At 40.0% G+C, this 19,485-nt stretch carries 16 protein-coding genes and 1 pseudogene; 6 read left to right on the top strand and 11 right to left on the bottom strand.

Going from position 1 to position 19,485, the window contains the following annotated elements; all coding sequences use genetic code 11:
• Nucleotides 1–8: 8 nt before the first annotated feature.
• Both ABN212_RS04355 and ABN212_RS04360 read right to left on the bottom strand, forming a co-directional pair.
• Nucleotides 9–323, bottom strand: coding sequence for a hypothetical protein (locus ABN212_RS04355; protein ID WP_109373166.1), 315 nt, complete (start codon nt 321–323; stop codon nt 9–11).
• A gap of 191 nt (nt 324–514) precedes the next feature.
• Nucleotides 515–1,498: a quinone oxidoreductase gene (locus ABN212_RS04360; RefSeq protein ID WP_196532962.1), complete on the bottom strand. Its 984-nt coding sequence runs from the start codon at nt 1,496–1,498 to the stop codon at nt 515–517.
• 155 nt (nt 1,499–1,653) lie between these two features.
• Between ABN212_RS04360 and dnaB the strand changes: the two genes are divergently transcribed.
• The 3 genes from dnaB to ABN212_RS04375 are packed head-to-tail and all read left to right on the top strand — an operon-like array spanning nt 1,654 to nt 5,445.
• Nucleotides 1,654–3,063 (top strand): replicative DNA helicase, encoded by a 1,410-nt coding sequence (gene dnaB, locus ABN212_RS04365; protein ID WP_023583065.1) that lies wholly within the window; start codon nt 1,654–1,656, stop codon nt 3,061–3,063.
• Between the two features lie 40 nt (nt 3,064–3,103).
• Nucleotides 3,104–4,195 (top strand): alanine racemase, encoded by a 1,092-nt coding sequence (alr, locus tag ABN212_RS04370; RefSeq protein ID WP_198620612.1) that lies wholly within the window; start codon nt 3,104–3,106, stop codon nt 4,193–4,195.
• 53 nt (nt 4,196–4,248) lie between these two features.
• Nucleotides 4,249–5,445 (top strand): aromatic amino acid transaminase, encoded by a 1,197-nt coding sequence (locus ABN212_RS04375; protein ID WP_109373162.1) that lies wholly within the window; start codon nt 4,249–4,251, stop codon nt 5,443–5,445.
• Between the two features lie 105 nt (nt 5,446–5,550).
• On the opposite strand, the gene ABN212_RS04380 is transcribed toward ABN212_RS04375, so the two are convergent.
• The 3 genes from ABN212_RS04380 to uvrA all read right to left on the bottom strand — a co-directional run bounded on the left by ABN212_RS04380 (nt 5,551) and on the right by uvrA (nt 11,799).
• The gene (locus ABN212_RS04380) at nt 5,551–6,900 is read right to left on the bottom strand and encodes a serine dehydratase subunit alpha family protein (RefSeq protein ID WP_198620614.1); all 1,350 of its coding nucleotides are present in this window, start codon (nt 6,898–6,900) and stop codon (nt 5,551–5,553) included.
• A 64-nt stretch (nt 6,901–6,964) separates the two neighbouring features.
• Nucleotides 6,965–8,296 (bottom strand): amino acid permease, encoded by a 1,332-nt coding sequence (locus ABN212_RS04385; protein ID WP_109373160.1) that lies wholly within the window; start codon nt 8,294–8,296, stop codon nt 6,965–6,967.
• Nucleotides 8,297–8,964: 668 nt separating this feature from the next.
• Nucleotides 8,965–11,799 (bottom strand): excinuclease ABC subunit UvrA, encoded by a 2,835-nt coding sequence (gene uvrA / locus ABN212_RS04390; protein WP_198620615.1) that lies wholly within the window; start codon nt 11,797–11,799, stop codon nt 8,965–8,967.
• 252 nt (nt 11,800–12,051) lie between these two features.
• On the opposite strand from uvrA, the gene ssb1 reads away from it, so the two are divergent.
• Complete coding sequence (gene ssb1, locus ABN212_RS04395) at nt 12,052–12,579, top strand: single-stranded DNA-binding protein SSB1 (protein ID WP_088494417.1); 528 nt, start codon at nt 12,052–12,054, stop codon at nt 12,577–12,579.
• A 205-nt stretch (nt 12,580–12,784) separates the two neighbouring features.
• Complete coding sequence (zur, locus tag ABN212_RS04400) at nt 12,785–13,315, top strand: zinc uptake transcriptional repressor Zur (protein ID WP_109373158.1); 531 nt, start codon at nt 12,785–12,787, stop codon at nt 13,313–13,315.
• 46 nt (nt 13,316–13,361) lie between these two features.
• Here the strand turns inward: zur and ABN212_RS18850 are convergent.
• The 4 genes and pseudogenes from ABN212_RS18850 to ABN212_RS04415 form a co-directional block, all read right to left on the bottom strand.
• A pseudogene (locus tag ABN212_RS18850) lies at nt 13,362–13,659 on the bottom strand (type II toxin-antitoxin system RelE family toxin).
• Entirely contained in the window at nt 13,649–13,903 is a 255-nt protein-coding gene (locus ABN212_RS04405; RefSeq protein WP_349442939.1) for a type II toxin-antitoxin system RelB/DinJ family antitoxin, read from the bottom strand. Before ABN212_RS04405 ends, ABN212_RS18850 begins: the two are co-directional and overlap by 11 nt.
• Before the next feature lie 161 nt (nt 13,904–14,064).
• A complete protein-coding gene (lexA, locus tag ABN212_RS04410) occupies nt 14,065–14,676 on the bottom strand; it encodes a transcriptional repressor LexA (RefSeq protein ID WP_109373157.1) in 612 nt (203 codons plus the stop codon).
• A gap of 127 nt (nt 14,677–14,803) precedes the next feature.
• Nucleotides 14,804–15,175 (bottom strand): diacylglycerol kinase, encoded by a 372-nt coding sequence (locus tag ABN212_RS04415; protein WP_006536373.1) that lies wholly within the window; start codon nt 15,173–15,175, stop codon nt 14,804–14,806.
• 130 nt (nt 15,176–15,305) lie between these two features.
• Here ABN212_RS04415 and plsB point away from each other — a divergent pair, with 130 nt between their 5' ends.
• Entirely contained in the window at nt 15,306–17,789 is a 2,484-nt protein-coding gene (gene plsB / locus ABN212_RS04420) for a glycerol-3-phosphate 1-O-acyltransferase PlsB (protein ID WP_109373156.1), read from the top strand.
• Between the two features lie 103 nt (nt 17,790–17,892).
• Here the strand turns inward: plsB and ubiA are convergent, their stop codons facing one another.
• Together ubiA and ubiC are read right to left on the bottom strand one after the other, a co-directional pair.
• On the bottom strand, nt 17,893–18,747 hold the full coding sequence (ubiA, locus tag ABN212_RS04425; RefSeq protein ID WP_100159029.1) for a 4-hydroxybenzoate octaprenyltransferase: 855 nt from the start codon (nt 18,745–18,747) through the stop codon (nt 17,893–17,895).
• 28 nt (nt 18,748–18,775) lie between these two features.
• The gene (gene ubiC, locus ABN212_RS04430; RefSeq protein WP_023583078.1) at nt 18,776–19,285 is read right to left on the bottom strand and encodes a chorismate lyase; all 510 of its coding nucleotides are present in this window, start codon (nt 19,283–19,285) and stop codon (nt 18,776–18,778) included.
• Nucleotides 19,286–19,485: the final 200 nt, after the last annotated feature.

Below are 19,485 nucleotides of genomic sequence, written 5' to 3' on the forward strand. Positions count from 1 at the left end.
TACTTTCATTAAAGTAATGAGAAGAAGCGATTATAATTGGCAACTAAATAAGCAATTTGAAATTCAAATGCTTCTTTAACTTCACGTTTACCTTCTTCTGTTCCTTCTTTCTTTTTAATATCAAAAAAAGCATTTTGCATTAATTGAACTGATACATCCATTGATTTTTGGAATGCAGATAAATTATTATTTTCACCAAGGCGTTTAAATAATGCTTCTGTTTTTTCATCTGCGACATCACGAATAAATTGTAATTCAACATTACTGACTTTATTATCTTCATAAATAAAATCAATAAAATCCTTTAATTCATCTTTTTGCATAAACACTCCATATTCTATTAATAAAAATCACGAAAACGTAAATTAAAAGAGATAGAGTTAAAAATAAATCTAAAATAAAAATAAGGCTTTTTTTTGATAATCAAACTTGAAATTATTTATATTTATTAATAATAAATATTCAAAACCTATTTAATTTATTTTAAATAGGTTTTAGTTTTTATAAATAATAATTAAGGAATAAGTAAACTCGATCCTTGAGATTGTCTACTTTCAAGATAACGATGAGCATCTTTCGCATCTGCTAAAGCAAATTTCTGATTATCTGGCACACTTACATCAATTTTACCGCTACCAATTAATGCAAATAGCGCTTCACTTGCAGCATCTAGCTCTTCACGCGTTGTGATATAACCCGAAATAGATGGGCGCGTCACATATAGAGAACCTTTTTTATTAAGAATACCTAAATCGACACCTGTTACGGCACCTGATGCATTACCAAAACTCACCATTAAGCCACGGCGCTGCAAGCAGTCTAACGAATCTAACCACGTTGCTTTACCAACAGAGTCGTAAACAACAGGCACTTTTTGGTTATTAGTTAGCGCCAAAACACGTTCCACAATCGACTCAGTCTGGTAATTAATCACTTCCCATGCACCTGCGGCTTTTGCTTTGGCAACTTTTTCATCACTACCTGCTGTACCAATCATTTTTGCACCAATGGCCTTCGCCCATTGGCTAGCAATTAAACCAACACCACCAGCTGCTGCGTGGAATAAGAAGGTTTCACCCGCTTGTAATTTATAAGTTTCATTGAAGAGATAATAAACCGTTAATCCTTTTAAGAAAGAGGCTGCGGCTTGTTCAAAAGAGATATTATCAGGCAGACGTGCTACTTTATTTTCTGGTACATTATGCGTATCGCTATAAGCCCCTAGCGGAGATTGCGCATACACAACTCTGTCCCCTTCTTTTAGTGAAGTCACTTTAGCGCCTGTTTTGATAATAATGCCCGCAGCTTCAGTGCCTAATCCACTTGGGAATTGGCTTACAGGATATAATCCGCTACGTACATAAGTATCAATATAGTTAATACCAATTGCCTTATTGGCAACTTGAACTTCATGATCGCCAAGAGGAGCGGGTGTAAATGTTGCTAACTCAAGAACATCTGCATCGCCATGAGTTGCAAATTGAATACGATTAGCCATTACTATCTCCTTTGTAGGATGAGAGGTTAAATAAGCGAGCGCAAAAAGACCTTTGGAGATAATGACAAAGGATAGCTATTTCTACAAGGCACAGATAATTGGGTTAGCGTATACTAATACGCTGACTGACACTTTTTCGATTTTATGCAGGATTTATGGCCAGAAACAAGACCACTGACAAGCTGATGTCTGATATTAAAGACCGACAAATGGAGGGATTAAAGCTACCTCCCCATTCGCTGGAAGCAGAGCAGTCCGTGTTAGGCGGTCTGATGATAGATAATGAACGTTGGGATAATGTTTCTGAACGCGTCACCGCCGAAGATTTTTATAGCCGACCTCATCGTACTATCTTCTCGCAAATGCAACGTTTGTTGGAATTAGGCAAACCTATCGACCTGATTACGCTATCCGAAGCATTAGAACAAAATGCCGAGTTAGACAGTGTAGGTGGTTTTGCCTATTTAGCAGAACTTTCAAAAAATACGCCAAGTGCGGCGAACATCAACGCTTATGCGGATATTGTCCGAGAGCGTGCGGTTGTTCGCGATATGATAAAAGTTGCCAACGAAATTGCAGATGCGGGTTTTGATCCTCAAGGACGCACCAGTGAAGATCTGCTCGACTTTGCTGAATCAAGAGTGTTCCAAATTGCTGAAACACGCGCCAATAAAGACGAAGGCCCTAAAGCAATAGATGCAATTTTAGAAGAGACTGTTGAAAAAATAGAACAGCTCTATCAAAAACCTCATGATGGTGTCACAGGGGTTTCAAGTGGTTATCAAGACCTTGATAAAAAAACCGCAGGATTACAAAAGTCAGATTTAATTATTGTTGCTGCACGTCCTTCTATGGGTAAAACCACATTTGCCATGAACTTATGTGAAAATGCAGCAATGACGGAAGAAAAACCCGTACTTATCTTCAGCTTAGAGATGCCCGGCAACCAAATCATGATGCGTATGTTGGCATCATTATCTCGTGTCGATCAGACAAGAATTCGTACAGGCCAGCTTGATGATGAGGATTGGGCACGTATTTCAAGCACCATGGGTATTTTGCTTGAAAAACGCAATATGTATATCGATGACTCATCGGGTTTAACACCAACAGAAGTACGCTCTCGTGCTCGCCGCATCTATCGTGAACATGGCGGTTTAAGCCTTATCATGATTGACTACTTACAGTTAATGAGAGTACCTTCATTATCTGAAAACAGAACACTAGAAATTGCTGAAATTTCTCGTTCTTTAAAAGCGTTAGCTAAAGAATTACAAGTTCCTGTGGTTGCTCTATCACAGTTAAACCGTAGTTTGGAACAACGTGCTGATAAACGCCCTGTTAACTCCGACTTACGTGAATCAGGCTCTATTGAGCAAGATGCTGACCTTATCATGTTTATTTATCGTGATGAGGTTTACCACGAAAGTAGTGATTTAAAAGGGGTTGCAGAAATCATCATCGGTAAACAACGTAACGGTCCAATTGGTACAGTAAGGCTTACCTTTAACGGCCAATGGTCACGCTTTGATAACTATGCGGGCCCTGCTTACGACGATGAATAATCACTAACCTTGACTTAATGAAAGGAAGTATTGGAATAATATGAAAGCGGCAACCGCAGTGATAGATCGCCGCGCTCTGCGTCACAATTTTCAGCATGTGAGAGACTATGCCCCACATAGCCACCTGATAGCTGTCGTGAAAGCAAACGCTTATGGTCATGGGTTATTAGAAACAGCATATACCTTAATGGACAATGCTGATTGTTTTGGTGTTGCACGTATTGGTGAAGCATTAACCTTACGAAGTGGGGGTATTGTAAAGCCCATTCTTCTGTTAGAGGGCTTTTTTGATATCGTTGACCTACCTATTTTAGTCGTCAACCACATTGAAACGGTTGTTCATAGCCAAGAACAATTAGAAGCATTAGAACAGGCCGACTTAGATGAACCCGTCAAAGTATGGATGAAAATCGATACGGGGATGCACCGTTTAGGCGTGCGTCCTGAAGATGCGCAAGCCTTCTATTTACGACTTTCCGCCTGCAAAAATGTACAACAACCTGTCAATATTGTGAGCCATTTTAGTCGCGCTGATGAGCCTGATGTTCCTGAAGCAACACAAAAACAAATCACATTATTTCAAAATTTTATTCAAGATAAAGCCGGTGATAAGTCTATCGCAGCGTCTGCGGGTATTTTATTTTGGCCTCAAGTTCATTATCAGTGGGTTCGCCCCGGTATTATTACTTATGGTATCTCCCCCACTGGTGATGAAAGAACAGGTAAAGATTTTGGCTTAACCCCTGCAATGACACTGAAAACAAGCCTGATTGCTGTTCGTAAACATAAAGCGGGTGAACCTGTTGGTTATGGTGGAACATGGGTAAGTGAAAAAGACACTTATCTTGGTGTGATCGCTATTGGTTATGGCGATGGTTATCCTCGTAGTGCACCTTCAGGTACTCCTGTGTGGATCAATGGTCGAAAAGTGCCTATTGTTGGCAGAGTTTCGATGGATATGATCAGCGTCGATTTGGGGACTGAACTGATTGATAGTGTTGGTGATGAAGCTATTTTATGGGGAGATGTGTTGCCCGTAGAAGAAATTGCCAAATATAGTGGTATTAGCGCCTATGAGTTGATTACAAAATTAACCTCGCGCGTCATCATGGAATACCTAGACGAACAATAATACACACGATATTGTATCCCTATGACACACTAAAAGTGATTGGAGAAGAAGCCGTGTTTCAACAGGTTGAAGCGTTTCCGGGAGATCCGATTCTCTCATTGATGGATGTTTATAACAAAGACCCACGTCAGGATAAAATTAATTTAAGCATTGGTCTTTATTATGACGAAGAAGGCAAGACCCCTATTTTAGGAACAGTTTCAGTTGCGCGTCAGCAACTTAATGCCATGACCCCCACCGCAACACTTTATTTACCAATGGAAGGGCTGGCGCCTTATCGCAGCGAAATTCAAGATCTCCTTTTCGGTGCAGATAATCCTCTAATTGCAGAAAAGAAAATTGCCACAATCCAAACATTAGGTGGATCAGGCGCATTAAAAGTAGGTGCTGATTTTCTCCATCGCTATTTCCCAAGATCAGAAGTGTGGATAAGTGATCCGACTTGGGATAATCATGCTTCTATTTTTGCGGGCTCGGGTTTCAAGGTAAATTATTACCCATACTTTGATCCTGAAACCAAAGGCGTAAAATTTGAAGCACTACTCGATTGCTTTAAAAAACTGCCTGAAAAAAGCATCGTATTGATGCACCCATGTTGCCACAACCCAACAGGCTCTGATCTGACTAAAGATCAATGGGATCAAGTCACTGAAGTATTAAAAGCTCGCCAAGCAATTCCATTCTTAGATATTGCTTATCAAGGCTTTGCTGAAAATTTAGATGAAGATGCTTACGCTATTCGTACTATGGCAAAAGCAGGATTACCGATACTTATCAGTAACTCTTTTTCAAAAATATTTGGGATCTACGGTGAACGTGCCGGTGGCTTATCAATTGTGTGTGAAAATGCCACTGAATGCGAACATGTATTAGGTCAGTTGAAAGCAGGTGTACGTCGTATCTACTCAAGCCCTGCAAACTATGGTGCGCAAATTGTCAATAAAGTGCTATCAGACCAAGTTTTAACTGCACAATGGCAAAAAGAAGTCGCGCATATGCGTGATCGCATTAAAGAGATGCGCGTTACTTTAGTCGAAGCTTTAAAAGTTGCTCTGCCTGAAAAGAATTTTGATCATCTATTAACTCAACGCGGTATGTTCAGCTATACCGGCTTTACACAAGCGCAAGTTGATAGATTACGTGACGAATTTGGTATTTATCTTGTCGGTACTGGCCGTGTTTGTATGGCAGGTGTTAATACAAGTAATGTTCAGCGCATTGCGCAAGCCTTTGCGGCTGTGAGTATTTAATCTAATCAACGCAATTCCATGATAAAAAAATACCTGCCTATTTTTATAAGCAGGTATTTCTTTTTACTGCATCACAACATCACTGCCGCTTTAGGTTTTCGCCTTTTATATATTGACAGCTTGCTTCTTTTCCCCAGCATTACGACGCGCTTTTTCTTCCATAATCTCAATGATTTGAATATCTGTATGTTGCATTGCACGACTGGCTAATGCACAGAGATTCGCTATTGAACTATCGACATCGTCACTGACAATACCATCAGTACCCGCAACACTTTGATTTTGCATCGCCATTAATACTGCTTTATAGGCACTCGCTGCACTACTTGATACTTTCATTGCACAGCTATTCGATGCGCCATCACAGATAATGCCACTGATATCACCAATCATACTGTTGATAGACATACTGACAGTGGTGAAATCTTTTGTGAGTAACCATGCCATTCCTGCGGCTGCTCCCATTGAAGCGGTTGTTGCAGCACAAAGGGCGGAAAGTGGTGGAAAATGGCTATGAACATAAATTGCCATTAAGTGAGATAAAACCAATGCACGCAGTAAGGTTTCATCATCGGCTTTAATAAATTCAGCAACCACCATTACAGGCAATGTTGCGGCAATACCCTGATTACCTGAGCCTGAATTACTCATTGCAGGTAATACCGCCCCACCCATACGAGCATCAGATGCAGCTGATGCTCTGATCATGATTTCATTAAGTAAGTCTTTACCTAACAAACCTTTCTCTTGTTGCAGAATTAAGGTACGACCAATGGCTAATCCATAGGTGTTTTGTAGTCCCTCTTCTGATAAAGCGCCATTTAAACGAGCGGCATTGAGCATAAATTCAATTTCACTCACTGGCACGTTAAGTGCGAAATTATAGATATCTTCAGCACAAACATCAGTAAAAGGTTTTTCATCAGTAGATTCACAATTATTGGTAAGCGCTGATTTATCTTCCTCAAAAACAACGTTACCGTTACATTCACAACGAACAACATGTGTATGCTCTCTTGCGATACTGACGATGGCATAACCAGATTGGCTATACACTTTCGCTTCAGAGTAAAGAACATCTTCACAAGGTGCTTTTACACCCACAGTGACTTTACCTTGAGCAACCAGTGTCTTAGCTTGAGCAACTGCATCAGCGGATGCTTTTAACAAGACCTCCAACCCAGCATCAGGATCTCCTCCTGTCGCACCTAATGCTGCTGCAATAGGTAGCCCAGCCATTCCCGTTCCCGGCACTGTTACGCCCATTCCGTTTTTCATCAAGTTTGGTGAAACCCAAGCTTCGACACGAACAACAGGCTCGCCTAAAAGCGCAGTTGCTTTCGCTGCTGCCAATGCTAATGAAATTGGCTCAGTACAACCCACTGCTGGCTTAACACCTTCACGTAACTGACGAACAAACTGTGACCATAAATGAGAATTTTTGTTCTGGCTCATAATCTAACACCTTGGATTAATTTAGTTTTTAAAAACAATGCCTAACTAGAACCGAAGTCGGCGACTATGAGAATGCCAAGAACGGAGAGATAACGAGCAGTAAACCGGTAAAAATAATCAGGTAGAGCGATGCACCTTTGTATTTGTGTAACATTGGTACTTTGTACACTAAGTATGCAGGGATAAGACAACCCACCATACCGAAGATTGGGCTACAAATTGAGGTAAAACTCAGTACTGGTGCATTCAGGATGATTGCACCCCATGCTAAAAGCACGGCGAAAATCATGATGCCGTTTTGTACCCATTTTTGGTTGATTTTTTCTGCTGGAATATAGCGTTGCAGAATATTCATAACGATCCCTTGTGTCGCTTCACGGAAACCTAGGTAGACACCAAAGAATGCAGTCATTACGGCGAAGATATTTAGCATAACGCTTACAACAGTTACCCAACCACCAGGGAAGAATTTTGCAGCAATCGCTAATGCAGAGATATTTTGTTCATACGCTTTAACTGCTTCATCATGACCCATTGCTAATGTGAATGAGATTGCATAGAAGAAAACAGTACAGAACAACACACCGAACGCGATGTTCATTGCACGTAACGCTTTGTGACGAGCAACTTCACGGTTTTTATTACGACCACGGTAAGAGATAACCATTGGACTTAATGTTTGGATAAACAGAATTGAAGTCAGGGTAAAAGGTAATGTAATGATTGCTTCTTTGATTAAACGTCCAGCGGGTGGTAATGCTCCCACGTTATAAAGATGCCACATACCAATCATGGAGATCCCTAACGCAGCAACAACAAACAGTTTAGTTAGTACCATAAAGCTTGATACTTTAAACAGTAATTGTTCACCACGAGAAGAGATAGCGACTAAAGCACAAATCAAGATCAAACCATAGAATGGGTTTTCTGACAGTAAACCTTCCGTAACACCAAATGTTTGTAAGTAAGAAGCACTGTCATTGGTGATTGCCGTTGAGTAAACAAACATCCAAATGACTAGCATCACAAAGTAGAGTGCTCCTAATAAAATACCCCAGTTTTTACCGAGGTAACCGGTGATAACACTTGGGTAGTCTTTACACTCTGGAGATTCAGCCAACGTATTAATAAATAGGCGTTGGAAAAGGTACATCGCAGGATAACCAATGATCGAGGATAGTAGGAAAACCCATAATCCCATCAGACCTACCTGCACAGGTAAAAACACAATACCTGCACCGATAGCCATACCGATACTCATGATAACCCAGCCCACATCATTGCCGTCGAATTTAATTGCAGCACGCCATTCTTGTTCTGTCATACCTGCGCGGCGAGCGCCAGCACTAGTTGCGGGATAGCTTGTTGTCTCTATTTTTGAGGAAGCCGTTTCCATATTAGTACTCACTTTTTATATTGTAATTGTTAATAGCAAAACGAATTTTTGGGGGTAAAAAAAGTCTATCTAACATTGCGATGTCGAAATAGCCTTACTCTTTGCAGGTATTATTTATTATGGGTAAATGATAGGGAATATTACGGAGAAAAAAGTTGTTATAAATCGTGATAGCCCGAAATGATTTGGAAAAAAATTCTATCGTAAGGAGAAAAATAGGATTATCTGTTCAAAGAGCATAGTAAATAATAACCTTCCCTCTATTGTAACCTTTGCAAACAAATAAATGATTGATTAATAATGAAAAATAACTATTGTTATACAATAATAGTCAAGTATAACAATTGAAACAAATCACCAAATAAACTGTGCTGTCTATCACGATATACTATGATAATCCTTTCTATTTAGCTTTGTTATCTCGTATTTGGTTAAAATACTGTTACTAAACAGCACAATTAACCATTTGATCTGTTTTTTATAAAAATAGGTGGCTAATAAGATAAAAATAGATAAGGAAGTGTATAGCCCAAAGAGAATACTTTTTTCGATAGAATTAAATTCTATCATATCCCATGGATTTACTTTTCTTGAAGAAAGTGCGCTACAAACCGTAAAGAGTTTATTGTTCGTAGCGCTTAGATCATAAAGGAATAAGCGGTGTGATCTTAATAACCGCGCTCTAAGATTGGTTTTAAGAATCTTGCAGTATGTGAGCCTTCAAACTCTGCGACTTGCTCTGGTGTGCCTGACACTAAAATTTGACCGCCACCACTTCCGCCTTCAGGGCCAAGATCCACAATCCAGTCCGCTGTTTTGATCACATCAAGATTGTGCTCAATAACAACAATGGTATTACCTTGGTCACGTAATTGATGAAGTACTTCAAGTAACAACTCAATATCAGCAAAGTGAAGCCCTGTTGTAGGCTCATCAAGAATATAAAGCGTCTGTCCCGTACCACGTTTTGACAACTCTTTTGCTAACTTAACTCGCTGTGCTTCACCACCCGATAAAGTCGTTGCTGATTGCCCCAAGCGAATATAAGAAAGACCAACATCAATCAATGTTTGTAACTTACGAGCCAGCGCTGGCACAGCATCAAAGAACTCCCTCGCCTCTTCAATGGTCATATCCAACGCTTCGTGAATGTTTTTCCCTTTATATTTTATTTCAAGGGTTTCACGGTTATAACGCTGACCTTTACATTGATCGCAAGGTACATAAACATCTGGCAAAAAGTGCATCTCAACTTTTATTACGCCATCACCTTGGCAAGCCTCACAACGACCACCTTTTACGTTGAAACTAAAACGACCTGGCGTATAACCACGAGTACGCGATTCAGGTACACCCGCAAATAACTCACGAATAGGTGTAAATACCCCTGTATAAGTTGCTGGATTTGAACGAGGTGTTCGGCCAATCGGGCTTTGGTTAATATCAATGACTTTATCGAAATGCTCTAAACCTTCAACGTCTAAATAAGGTGCAGGAACACTATTTGTAGCACCATTTAATTGGCGTTGTGCAATAGGGAATAACGTATCGTTAATCAACGTTGATTTACCTGATCCTGAAACGCCCGTAATGCAGGTAAATAAACCCACGGGTAATTTCAGATTTACGTTTCTTAGGTTATTACCTTTAGCACCTAAAATCGTCAGCATTTTCTCACGATCAACTGGAACGCGTTGCTCTGGAATAGCAATACGACGTTCACCACTTAAGAATTTGCCTGTTAATGAATTCGGATTATTGATGATATCTTCAAGCGTACCTTGAGCAACAATTTCACCACCGTGAACGCCCGCGCCTGGGCCAATATCGATAACATGATCTGCTGCACGAATAGCATCTTCATCATGTTCAACAACGATCACCGTATTACCCAAATTACGTAAGTGGATCAGTGTTTCAAGTAGACGATCGTTATCTCGTTGATGTAACCCAATTGAAGGTTCATCCAAGACATACATTACGCCAACTAATCCAGCACCAATCTGGCTGGCTAAGCGGATACGTTGCGCTTCACCGCCTGACAAGGTTTCAGCCGAGCGAGAAAGTGTGAGGTAATTTAAGCCTACATTGACCAAAAATTTAAGTCGATCACCAATCTCTTTTAAGACTTTTTCTGCGATCTTTGCTCTTTGACCACTGAGCTTGAGATTTTGGAAAAAGGTCATCGCATGACCAATGCTGTAATCTGCAATTTCAGGTAATGTAGTATTTTCAACATACACATGGCGCGCTTCACGGCGTAAACGCGTACCACCACAAGAAGCACAAGGACGATTACTAATATACTTAGAAAGTTCTTCACGTACCGCGCTTGATTCTGTCTCGCGGTAACGGCGTTCCATATTATTTAATACGCCTTCAAAAGGATGATGACGAACAACAACATCACCACGATCGTTTGTGTATTTAAATTCAATATTCTCTTTGCCTGAACCCGTTAAAATGACTTTTTGAATATTATCTGGTAACGAATCAAACGGCGCTTCAACATCAAAATGGTAATGTTCACCCAATGAGCGAAGCATTTGGAAATAATAGAAATTACGGCGATCCCATCCTTTAATTGCACCACCAGCAAGAGAAATCTCTCTATTTTGGATCACTAATTCAGGATCAAAAAATTGCTGAACACCTAAACCATCACAAGTTGGGCAAGCCCCAGCAGGGTTATTAAAAGAGAATAAACGAGGCTCTAGCTCGCTCATGCTATAACCACAAACAGGACAGGCAAAGTTTGCAGAAAAAATAATATCATCTGCATTGTTATCATCCATATCAGAGATAACAGCAGTACCACCAGAAAGTTCTAATGCTGTTTCAAAAGATTCTGCTAAACGTTGGGCGAGATCGTCACGCACTTTAAAACGGTCAATCACCACCTCAATGGTATGTTTTTTCTGTAATTCTAATGTCGGCGGATCAGAAAGATCACACACTTCGCCATCAATACGCGCACGAATATAACCTTGGGCAGCAAGATTATTGAGTAACTTAATATGCTCGCCTTTACGCTCTTTCACCACAGGCGCTAACAGCATTAAGCGCTTGCCTTCTGGCTGCTCAAGTACATTATCAACCATTTGGCTAACTGTTTGAGCGGCTAATGGAATATCGTGATCAGGACAGCGAGGTTCACCAACGCGTGCAAATAAGAGCCGTAGGTAGTCATGAATTTCTGTAATCGTTCCCACAGTCGAACGCGGGTTATGCGACGTAGATTTCTGCTCAATCGAAATAGCGGGAGACAAACCTTCGATGTGATCAACGTCAGGCTTTTCCATTAACGAAAGAAACTGACGAGCATAGGCAGAAAGCGATTCAACATAGCGCCGCTGTCCTTCTGCATAAAGCGTATCAAAGGCTAAAGAGGATTTACCAGAGCCAGAAAGTCCCGTAATAACAATAAGTTTATCGCGGGGAATGACCAAATTGATATTTTTTAGATTATGGGTGCGAGCGCCCCGTACTTCGATTTTATCCATGAACATATCCCGGATTGAGAGAGTCGCCGAAAAAGAAAGAATCGGATAATTATGACACAAAGTTAACTGAATGGATATACAGTATATATAGTGAAATTGAATGACGATGAAAACCTGTCATTTTGAGACAAAAAAATTTCGACAATGTTCACAAATGAGAAATTCATCACGCGTCATATTCAAATTTTAGCGTACGTGATAAACTTATTCGCTTATGATTTCAAAAAATTTACTTTCGCAGGAGTACCGCACATGGCGAGCAGAGGCGTAAACAAAGTTATTCTTATCGGTAATTTAGGGCAGGATCCAGAAATCCGTTATATGCCAAGTGGTGGTGCAGTTGCAAACCTGACACTGGCAACATCAGAAAGCTGGCGCGATAAACAAACCGGTGAAATGAAAGAGAAAACCGAGTGGCACCGTGTGGTAATTTTCGGCAAACTGGCAGAAATTGCAGGCGAATATCTGCGTAAAGGTTCACAAGTGTATATCGAAGGTCAATTACAGACACGTAAATGGCAAGACCAAAGCGGTCAAGACAGATATAGCACTGAAGTTGTGGTCAATATCGGTGGCTCAATGCAGATGTTAGGCGGCCGTGGTGGTCAAGATGGCGCACCTTCACAAGGTGGCCAAGGCGGTTGGGGTCAACCACAACAGCCACAAGCATCACAACAATTTAGCGGTGGCGCACAATCTCGTCCTGCACAACAACCTGCAGCAGCACCAGCGCCAAACAATGAACCACCAATGGATTTTGATGACGATATTCCGTTTTGAGGTTTACCTGAAACCTAGTTTCAGAAAAAATTATCTTAAAACCATCTAAAAAATTAACCCAGCTTAGGCTGGGTTTTTTGTTGATGATCATGACAGAACACTATGAAAAGTTATTTTCACAAAACCCCACTTTACACAAAGGTTTGCTTTCAAAAAATATGGTAAGATCTGCGCCATTAACAACGTCTGAGAGCATCTGATCCCCATGAATGAAGAGAAATTGCTCGCTCAGGCAGAAAAGATCTGCCAGAAACGAGGTGTTCGCCTGACTTCACAACGTCTGGCAGTATTGCGTCTGATAGTGCAGCAACCTTCTGCTATCAGCGCATACGACTTATTGGATTTACTACGCCAAGTTGAACCACAAGCAAAACCGCCAACGGTTTATCGTGGATTAGAATTTTTACTTGAGCAAGGATTTATCCATAAAATAGAATCCACCAACAGCTATGTACTTTGTCATCATTTTGATGATGTTGAACACACATCAGTAATGCTAATTTGTGACCGTTGTTTATCTGTCACTGAAAAAAATAGCCATAAAATCGAAAATTCTATTTCATTACTGGCACAAGAGAGTGGATTTCATTTACGACATAGCGTAATCGAAATTCATGGATTATGTTCACAGTGCCACGAAGCACAAGAGTGTACTCATCCTGAAGGTTGTCATCATGATCACAGTATGGATGATAATCTTAAGCAGAAAAAAACCGGTGACTATAAGCCTCGTTAAGCTTATAAAATACAAAAAGCCAGCTAAATGCTGGCTAATACGTGTTCTACTTTTGAATTCTCATTTCAGCTAATGAATACGCTTTACTTTCTTCACGCTTACCAATAGCAATAACTAAAATAACGACTTCTGAATCAATGATTTGGTAAACCAATCGAAAACCAGATGCTCGTAATTTAATCTTATAGCAACCCGAGAGATAACCTTTTAAGCGAGCAGACTCACTCTATATAAGGGTTTTCCTGTAATTTTTTTAATTTCTTTTTAAATTGTTCTTTAATGCTTTGATCGAGTTTCTACCATTCTTTTAATGCACGCTTATCAAACTCAATATTAAAGATCATCAATATTTACTCTTATACGTTTACATGGTTTCTTCAAACGCTCACGTACAACAGCTAAAATATCCTCATCTTCATCTTGTTCACCAACAACGACAGAAACTTCAGAGAAAGGTAACTTTTCATTTTCAGAAACATAACGTAGAAACAATCTTATAGCATCTGAAGGAGACAGGTTCATTTTTTCAAATACTTGATAAGCTTCTTTTTTTAGCTCATCGTCTACTCTAACGTGTATTGTTGTCATAAACACCTCCATAATTAAAACTCATCATATTGTAATTACATTTGTAGTGCAGTGGTGTTTTTTTATACAAATTAAAAAATAAAAAATGCAGATGATTTTGTGCTTTTACACATCATCTGCATCTTTATAAAATAAGTTGTGTTGACTTACTTTGGTACAAATTACAGCCATTCACCGTTACGAATAACCCCGACTGCTAAACCTTCCACAGTAAAGTTTTGTTCGCGTAAATCGACGATAATAGGTGAAAATTCTGGGTTTTCTGCATGAAGTTCAATTTTATTACCGCTTTTCTTAAGGCGCTTTACTGTCACTTCATCTTCAATACGAGCCACAATAACTTGCCCGTTGTGAACATCTTGCGTTTTATGCACGGCAAGTAAATCGCCATCCATAATACCGATATCTTTCATTGACATACCATTAACGCGCAATAAAAAATCTGCACTTGGTTTAAATAGCATTGGGTCAACTTGATAATGGCTTTCAATATGCTCTTGCGCTAAAAGTGGTTCACCAGCTGCGACTCGCCCAATTAATGGCAATCCTTCTGGCTCTTCTTCCATTAGCAAACGGATACCTCTGGATGCACCAGAGACAATTTCTATCACACCTTTACGAGCAAGAGCTTTTAAGTGCTCTTCTGCCGCATTTGGTGAGCGAAACCCAAGTTGGGAAGCTATTTCAGCCCGTGTTGGTGGCATACCCGTTTGCGAAATGTGATCACGAACCAAATCGTAAACCTGCTGCTGCCTTGCAGTTAATGCTTTCATTCCGCCCCCTGTTTGTTTATACAGTCAGACTGTGAGTATATACAGGTATATGACGATTTGAAACCTCAAATGAATATAAAACACGCATCTTTGGATTATTTTTCGACAAAAATCGAATTTTTTAACTTTATGCGAAGAAATGCCCCCAAAGAATGGTTACCCAAGTAAATAATCCCAATATAATAGCAATCAGAACGGCGGCAGAACCCATATCTTTTGCACGTCCAGATAATTCGTGGTATTCAGATCCAATTCGATCGACAACGGCTTCTATTGCACTATTTACCAGTTCCAAGATCACAACCAACACAACGGAACCAATGAGTAAAATGCGCTCTAGACCACTGACATCGATGAAAAATGAAAGGATAATTGCAACCAAGGTCACAATAGCTTCTTGTCTAAAAGCGGCTTCATTAATCCAAGCGGCACGAATGCCTTTGTATGAATAGCCACCAGCTTTAATGATTCGGGTAAGACCTTTATTTTGATTAGCCATAATAAACTCTATCGAAAACAAACGATTATTTTGCCACTTTTCTCTATTAATATTGTCACAGCACCACAGATCTACGAAAGACTTTCTGTTATGCTTTCGAAGTATTGCTAATAAGAGGCTACAACTATTTATGTCAGCTTGGCGTAAACTATATTATAACACATTGAATTTACCACTAAAATTACTGGTAAAAAGCAAACGAGTTCCGACTAACCCTATCACTGAATTAGGATTAGATACGTCGCGATCTTTTCTTTATGTTCTGCCTTATCATTCCAAGGCGGACTTACTGACTTTAAGACAGCAATGTCTATCATTAGGATTGCCAGATCCACTGCAACCTATTGAAATAGGCGGAACAAAACTTCCTGCATACGTCTTTATTGATGACGGCCCAAGAGTATTCCGTTACTACTCGCCCGATCCTCGAAAAGATTCCGTGAAGACATTCCACGCTTATCTTGATGCACATCGTAATAACCCACATCTTGATATTGAGATGTTGCCAGTTTCTGTGATGTTTGGACGCTCTCCAGGTCGTGAAGGCCATAATGGTGTTCCACATTTACGTGTGCTTAACGGTATCCAAAAATTTATCGCTATCCTCTGGTTAGGTCGTGATAGTTTTGTTCGTTTTTCACCCACTGTATCAATGCGTGAAATGGCGAACGAACACGGCACTGACACCAGTATAGCTCGAAAACTCGCTCGCGTTGCGCGTATCCATTTTTCACGTCAGCGTTTAGCGGCAGTTGGCCCTAAATTGCCAGCACGCCAAGATCTCTTCAATAAATTGCTTTCATCGAAAGCCATTGAAAAAGCAATTGAAGATGAATCAAAAGCGAAGAAAATCTCACTTGATAAAGCACGTAAAAATGCCACTGATATCATGGAAGAAATTGCAGCTAATTTCTCATATGAAGCGGTGCGTATTAGTGATCGTGTATTAAGTTGGACATGGAATAAGCTCTACCAAGGTATTAACGTTTATAATGCCGAACGCGTGCGTAAACTCGCGCAAGATGGGCATGAAATCGTTTATGTTCCTTGTCACCGTAGCCACATGGACTACTTGCTGCTTTCTTATGTGCTTTATCACCAAGGTTTAGTACCCCCACATATTGCGGCAGGTATTAACCTCAACTTCTGGCCAGCAGGTCCGATTTTCCGCCGTTTAGGGGCATTCTTTATCCGAAGAACCTTTAAAGGTAACAAGCTTTACTCCACCATTTTCCGCGAATATTTAGGTGAGCTATTTACACGAGGCTACTCCATTGAATATTTTGTTGAAGGTGGACGCTCTCGCACAGGTCGATTGTTAGATCCTAAAACAGGGACACTTTCAATGACGGTACAAGCCATGTTACGCGGTGAAACACGCCCTATCTCTGTTGTTCCAATTTACATTGGGTATGAGCACGTAATGGAAGTGGCAACCTATGCCAAAGAGTTACGTGGAGCAACAAAAGAGAAAGAAGGTTTTATGCAGATGGTCAGAGGATTACGTAAATTACGTAACCTTGGTCAAGGCTATGTGAACTTTGGTGAGCCGATTTCTGTTGTACAATACTTAAATCAGGCTGTACCACAATGGCGTGATGATATTGATCCCATTGAGCCACAGCGTCCAAGTTGGTTGAACCCAGCAGTAAGCGCACTAGCTGATAACATTATGGTTCATATCAATAATGCAGCATCGATTAATGCGATCAACCTTGTTTCAACAGCCTTGCTGGCATCACGTCAGCGCGCACTCACAAGAGAGCAACTGTTAGAGCAAGTCGATTGTTATCTGCAATTATTACGCAATGTGCCTTATTCGACAGATATGATTGTGTCTGATAAAAATGCTGAAACCTTATTAGAACACGCTCTACAATCAGATAAATTCCAAGTCGAAAAAGACAGTCTGGGTGATATTGTGGTACTTCCTCGTGAAAGCGCGGTATTAATGACTTATTACCGTAATAACACAATCCACTTAATGGTCACTCCGTCATTAATTGCCAGCATCATCTTACATCATGAAAAAATCCATCGTGATGATTTAATGAAACAAGTTGAGCTAATCTTCCCTCTTATTAAAGCGGAACTATTTATTCGTTATGAGAAAGAAGAACTCCCTGAAGTCATTAATACTTTGATTGCAGAATTGTGCCGTCAACGCCTGATTTGTTCTGATAGTGATGGCTTACTACGTATCAACCCAGCGCGTATTCGTCCATTACAGCTTTTAGCCGCCAGCGTCAGAGAAACATTACAACGCTATGGTATTACACTCTCCTTACTCAATTTTGCACCCGAAATTAGTCGTGCATTATTGGAGAAAGAGAGCCGTATCTTGGCACAACGTCTTTCAGTCTTGCATGGTATCAACGCACCTGAGTTCTTTGATAAAGCGGTATTCTCTACTTTAGTTTCAACGCTACGTGAAGAAGGGTATCTCAATGATAATGAAGATATTCTCAAAGCAGATGCATCTGCTCTTTACCAAGTGATTGCAAAATTAATGTCACCAGAAATTCGCTTAACCATTGAAAGCGTGGGGATCACTGAAGATAACAATTCAGTACAAACTATTGACGAAAAAAGTGAGCCTAAAGCTGATGAATAATCAGTAAATAGAGCCATAACCGAAATAGAAAAGGGATAAGCGCATTGCTTATCCCTTTTTGTTTCTACTCGATTGTAGAGAACCATTTAGCACTTATGATCCGTTAAAAATAACTAAATAAAATGCCCGCAAATAAAACAAAACCAACATAGTTATTATTCATAAAAGCTTGGAAACACGGCGCTCTTTCACGCTCTGCAATAAGTTTCTGCTGATAAATAAACAGTGCTGTTACTAACAATAGCGACCAGTAGTAGATACCTTTCAGATTCAGCAAAATACCGATACCCACTAATAATGCCAACATCACCAGTTGTAAAATACCGATAATAATTTTGTCATAACGACCGAATAAAATGGCGGTGGATTTAACCCCAATTTTTATATCATCATTACGATCAACCATGGCATATTGTGTATCGTAAACCACAGACCAGATAATATTGACAAGGAATAATAACCAACACACTAATGGCAAACTTTCAGAAACAGCAGCAAATCCCATAGGGATTGACCAGCCAAAAGCCATACCTAAAATAAGCTGGGGTAAATTACTAAACCGTTTAACGAAAGGATAAAACCACGCCAGTGCAAGCCCTGCCACAGAGAGCCAAATAGTCATAGTATTAAGTGTTAAAACTAATGCAAAGGACAAGAGTACCAAAACGATAAATAGAATTTTGCTCTCTTTTTCTGTCACAGCTCCACTAGGTAATGGTCGATTTTTAGTTCGTTCAACACTGCCATCAATTTTCCGGTCAGCAAAGTCGTTTATTACACACCCAGCGGCACGCATAGAGAACACGCCAATAGTAAAGACAATCAGAATATGCCAATCAGGAAAACCTTTAGCGGCAATCCATAAAGCCCAATAAGTTGGCCAAAGTAATAATAGCGCTCCGATAGGTTTATCTATACGCATTAAACGGCTATATGCTTGCCATTTACTTTGCGTCATACTTCCCTCCAATTTTAGCTCCCCCTAATTACTTCTCATACACTGGTGATGCAGGTAGAAACATCTCGGTTAATAATAAAGGTTTATCTGAAAGCTGGAAACGAGAACGGCGTAGCCAATACCCATTTTGTTGCCCGATATGAATAAAATCACGGCTTAATGTTGTTTCCTGAAACAGATAACGCCCAAGTGGAACGGTTCTTAGATTGACCAGTTTTCTGTCTTCGCCTGTCAATGTCTCTTCTGGTACTAACGTCCGCCCTAATAACCAAGGAATATCGTCACCACACAATACCACTTCTCTTAACCAATAACGCTGACTTTTGGGTAAACACGCTCTTTCGTCAGCGGGCTCAATAATGTCAATAAACCCTTCTTGATAAGGCATTACGGTGACTTTTTGGCAATATTGTTCAAATCGCCTTGTCATGGAGCCTAATTCCATTAACCAACTTAATGTACTTTCTTGAATACTTGCATGTTCCTCACTGGGTAGCCAATGAATAGGTGCAGGGGTAATTATTGATTTTTTGAACATTTATTCATCATCACGCTTTGATGATCCTAACTAGTATGAGTCATGATGCGTAAGGATATCATGATGTGACTAAGGGAAGTTAAAAGCTGATAACATTTCGCATAAATAATCTAAAAAAGCGTTAAAAGAAAATCAGATGGAGCACTAAACAATCAAAAAACAAAGGAGGTCATAAAAACCTCCTTTCTATCTAACCAACT

This window comes from Proteus genomosp. 6 (assembly GCF_040139785.1).
In the GTDB taxonomy this organism is placed as follows: Bacteria; Pseudomonadota; Gammaproteobacteria; order Enterobacterales; family Enterobacteriaceae; genus Proteus.

Bases quoted from the DNA above. Each gene is read 5' to 3' on its own strand.
- zur (WP_109373158.1), top strand. From the start codon at position 12,785: ATGAATGAAGAGAAATTGCTCGCTCAGGCAGAAAAGATCTGCCAGAAA.
- dnaB (WP_023583065.1), top strand. From the start codon at position 1,654: ATGGCCAGAAACAAGACCACTGACAAGCTGATGTCTGATATTAAAGAC.
- plsB (WP_109373156.1), top strand. From the start codon at position 15,306: ATGTCAGCTTGGCGTAAACTATATTATAACACATTGAATTTACCACTA.
- ABN212_RS04405 (WP_349442939.1), bottom strand. From the start codon at position 13,903: ATGACAACAATACACGTTAGAGTAGACGATGAGCTAAAAAAAGAAGCT.
- ssb1 (WP_088494417.1), top strand. From the start codon at position 12,052: ATGGCGAGCAGAGGCGTAAACAAAGTTATTCTTATCGGTAATTTAGGG.
- ubiA (WP_100159029.1), bottom strand. From the start codon at position 18,747: ATGACGCAAAGTAAATGGCAAGCATATAGCCGTTTAATGCGTATAGAT.
- uvrA (WP_198620615.1), bottom strand. From the start codon at position 11,799: ATGGATAAAATCGAAGTACGGGGCGCTCGCACCCATAATCTAAAAAAT.
- ABN212_RS04355 (WP_109373166.1), bottom strand. From the start codon at position 323: ATGCAAAAAGATGAATTAAAGGATTTTATTGATTTTATTTATGAAGAT.
- ABN212_RS04360 (WP_196532962.1), bottom strand. From the start codon at position 1,498: ATGGCTAATCGTATTCAATTTGCAACTCATGGCGATGCAGATGTTCTT.
- ubiC (WP_023583078.1), bottom strand. From the start codon at position 19,285: ATGTTCAAAAAATCAATAATTACCCCTGCACCTATTCATTGGCTACCC.
- ABN212_RS04380 (WP_198620614.1), bottom strand. From the start codon at position 6,900: ATGAGCCAGAACAAAAATTCTCATTTATGGTCACAGTTTGTTCGTCAG.
- alr (WP_198620612.1), top strand. From the start codon at position 3,104: ATGAAAGCGGCAACCGCAGTGATAGATCGCCGCGCTCTGCGTCACAAT.
- ABN212_RS04385 (WP_109373160.1), bottom strand. From the start codon at position 8,296: ATGGAAACGGCTTCCTCAAAAATAGAGACAACAAGCTATCCCGCAACT.
- ABN212_RS04415 (WP_006536373.1), bottom strand. From the start codon at position 15,175: ATGGCTAATCAAAATAAAGGTCTTACCCGAATCATTAAAGCTGGTGGC.
- lexA (WP_109373157.1), bottom strand. From the start codon at position 14,676: ATGAAAGCATTAACTGCAAGGCAGCAGCAGGTTTACGATTTGGTTCGT.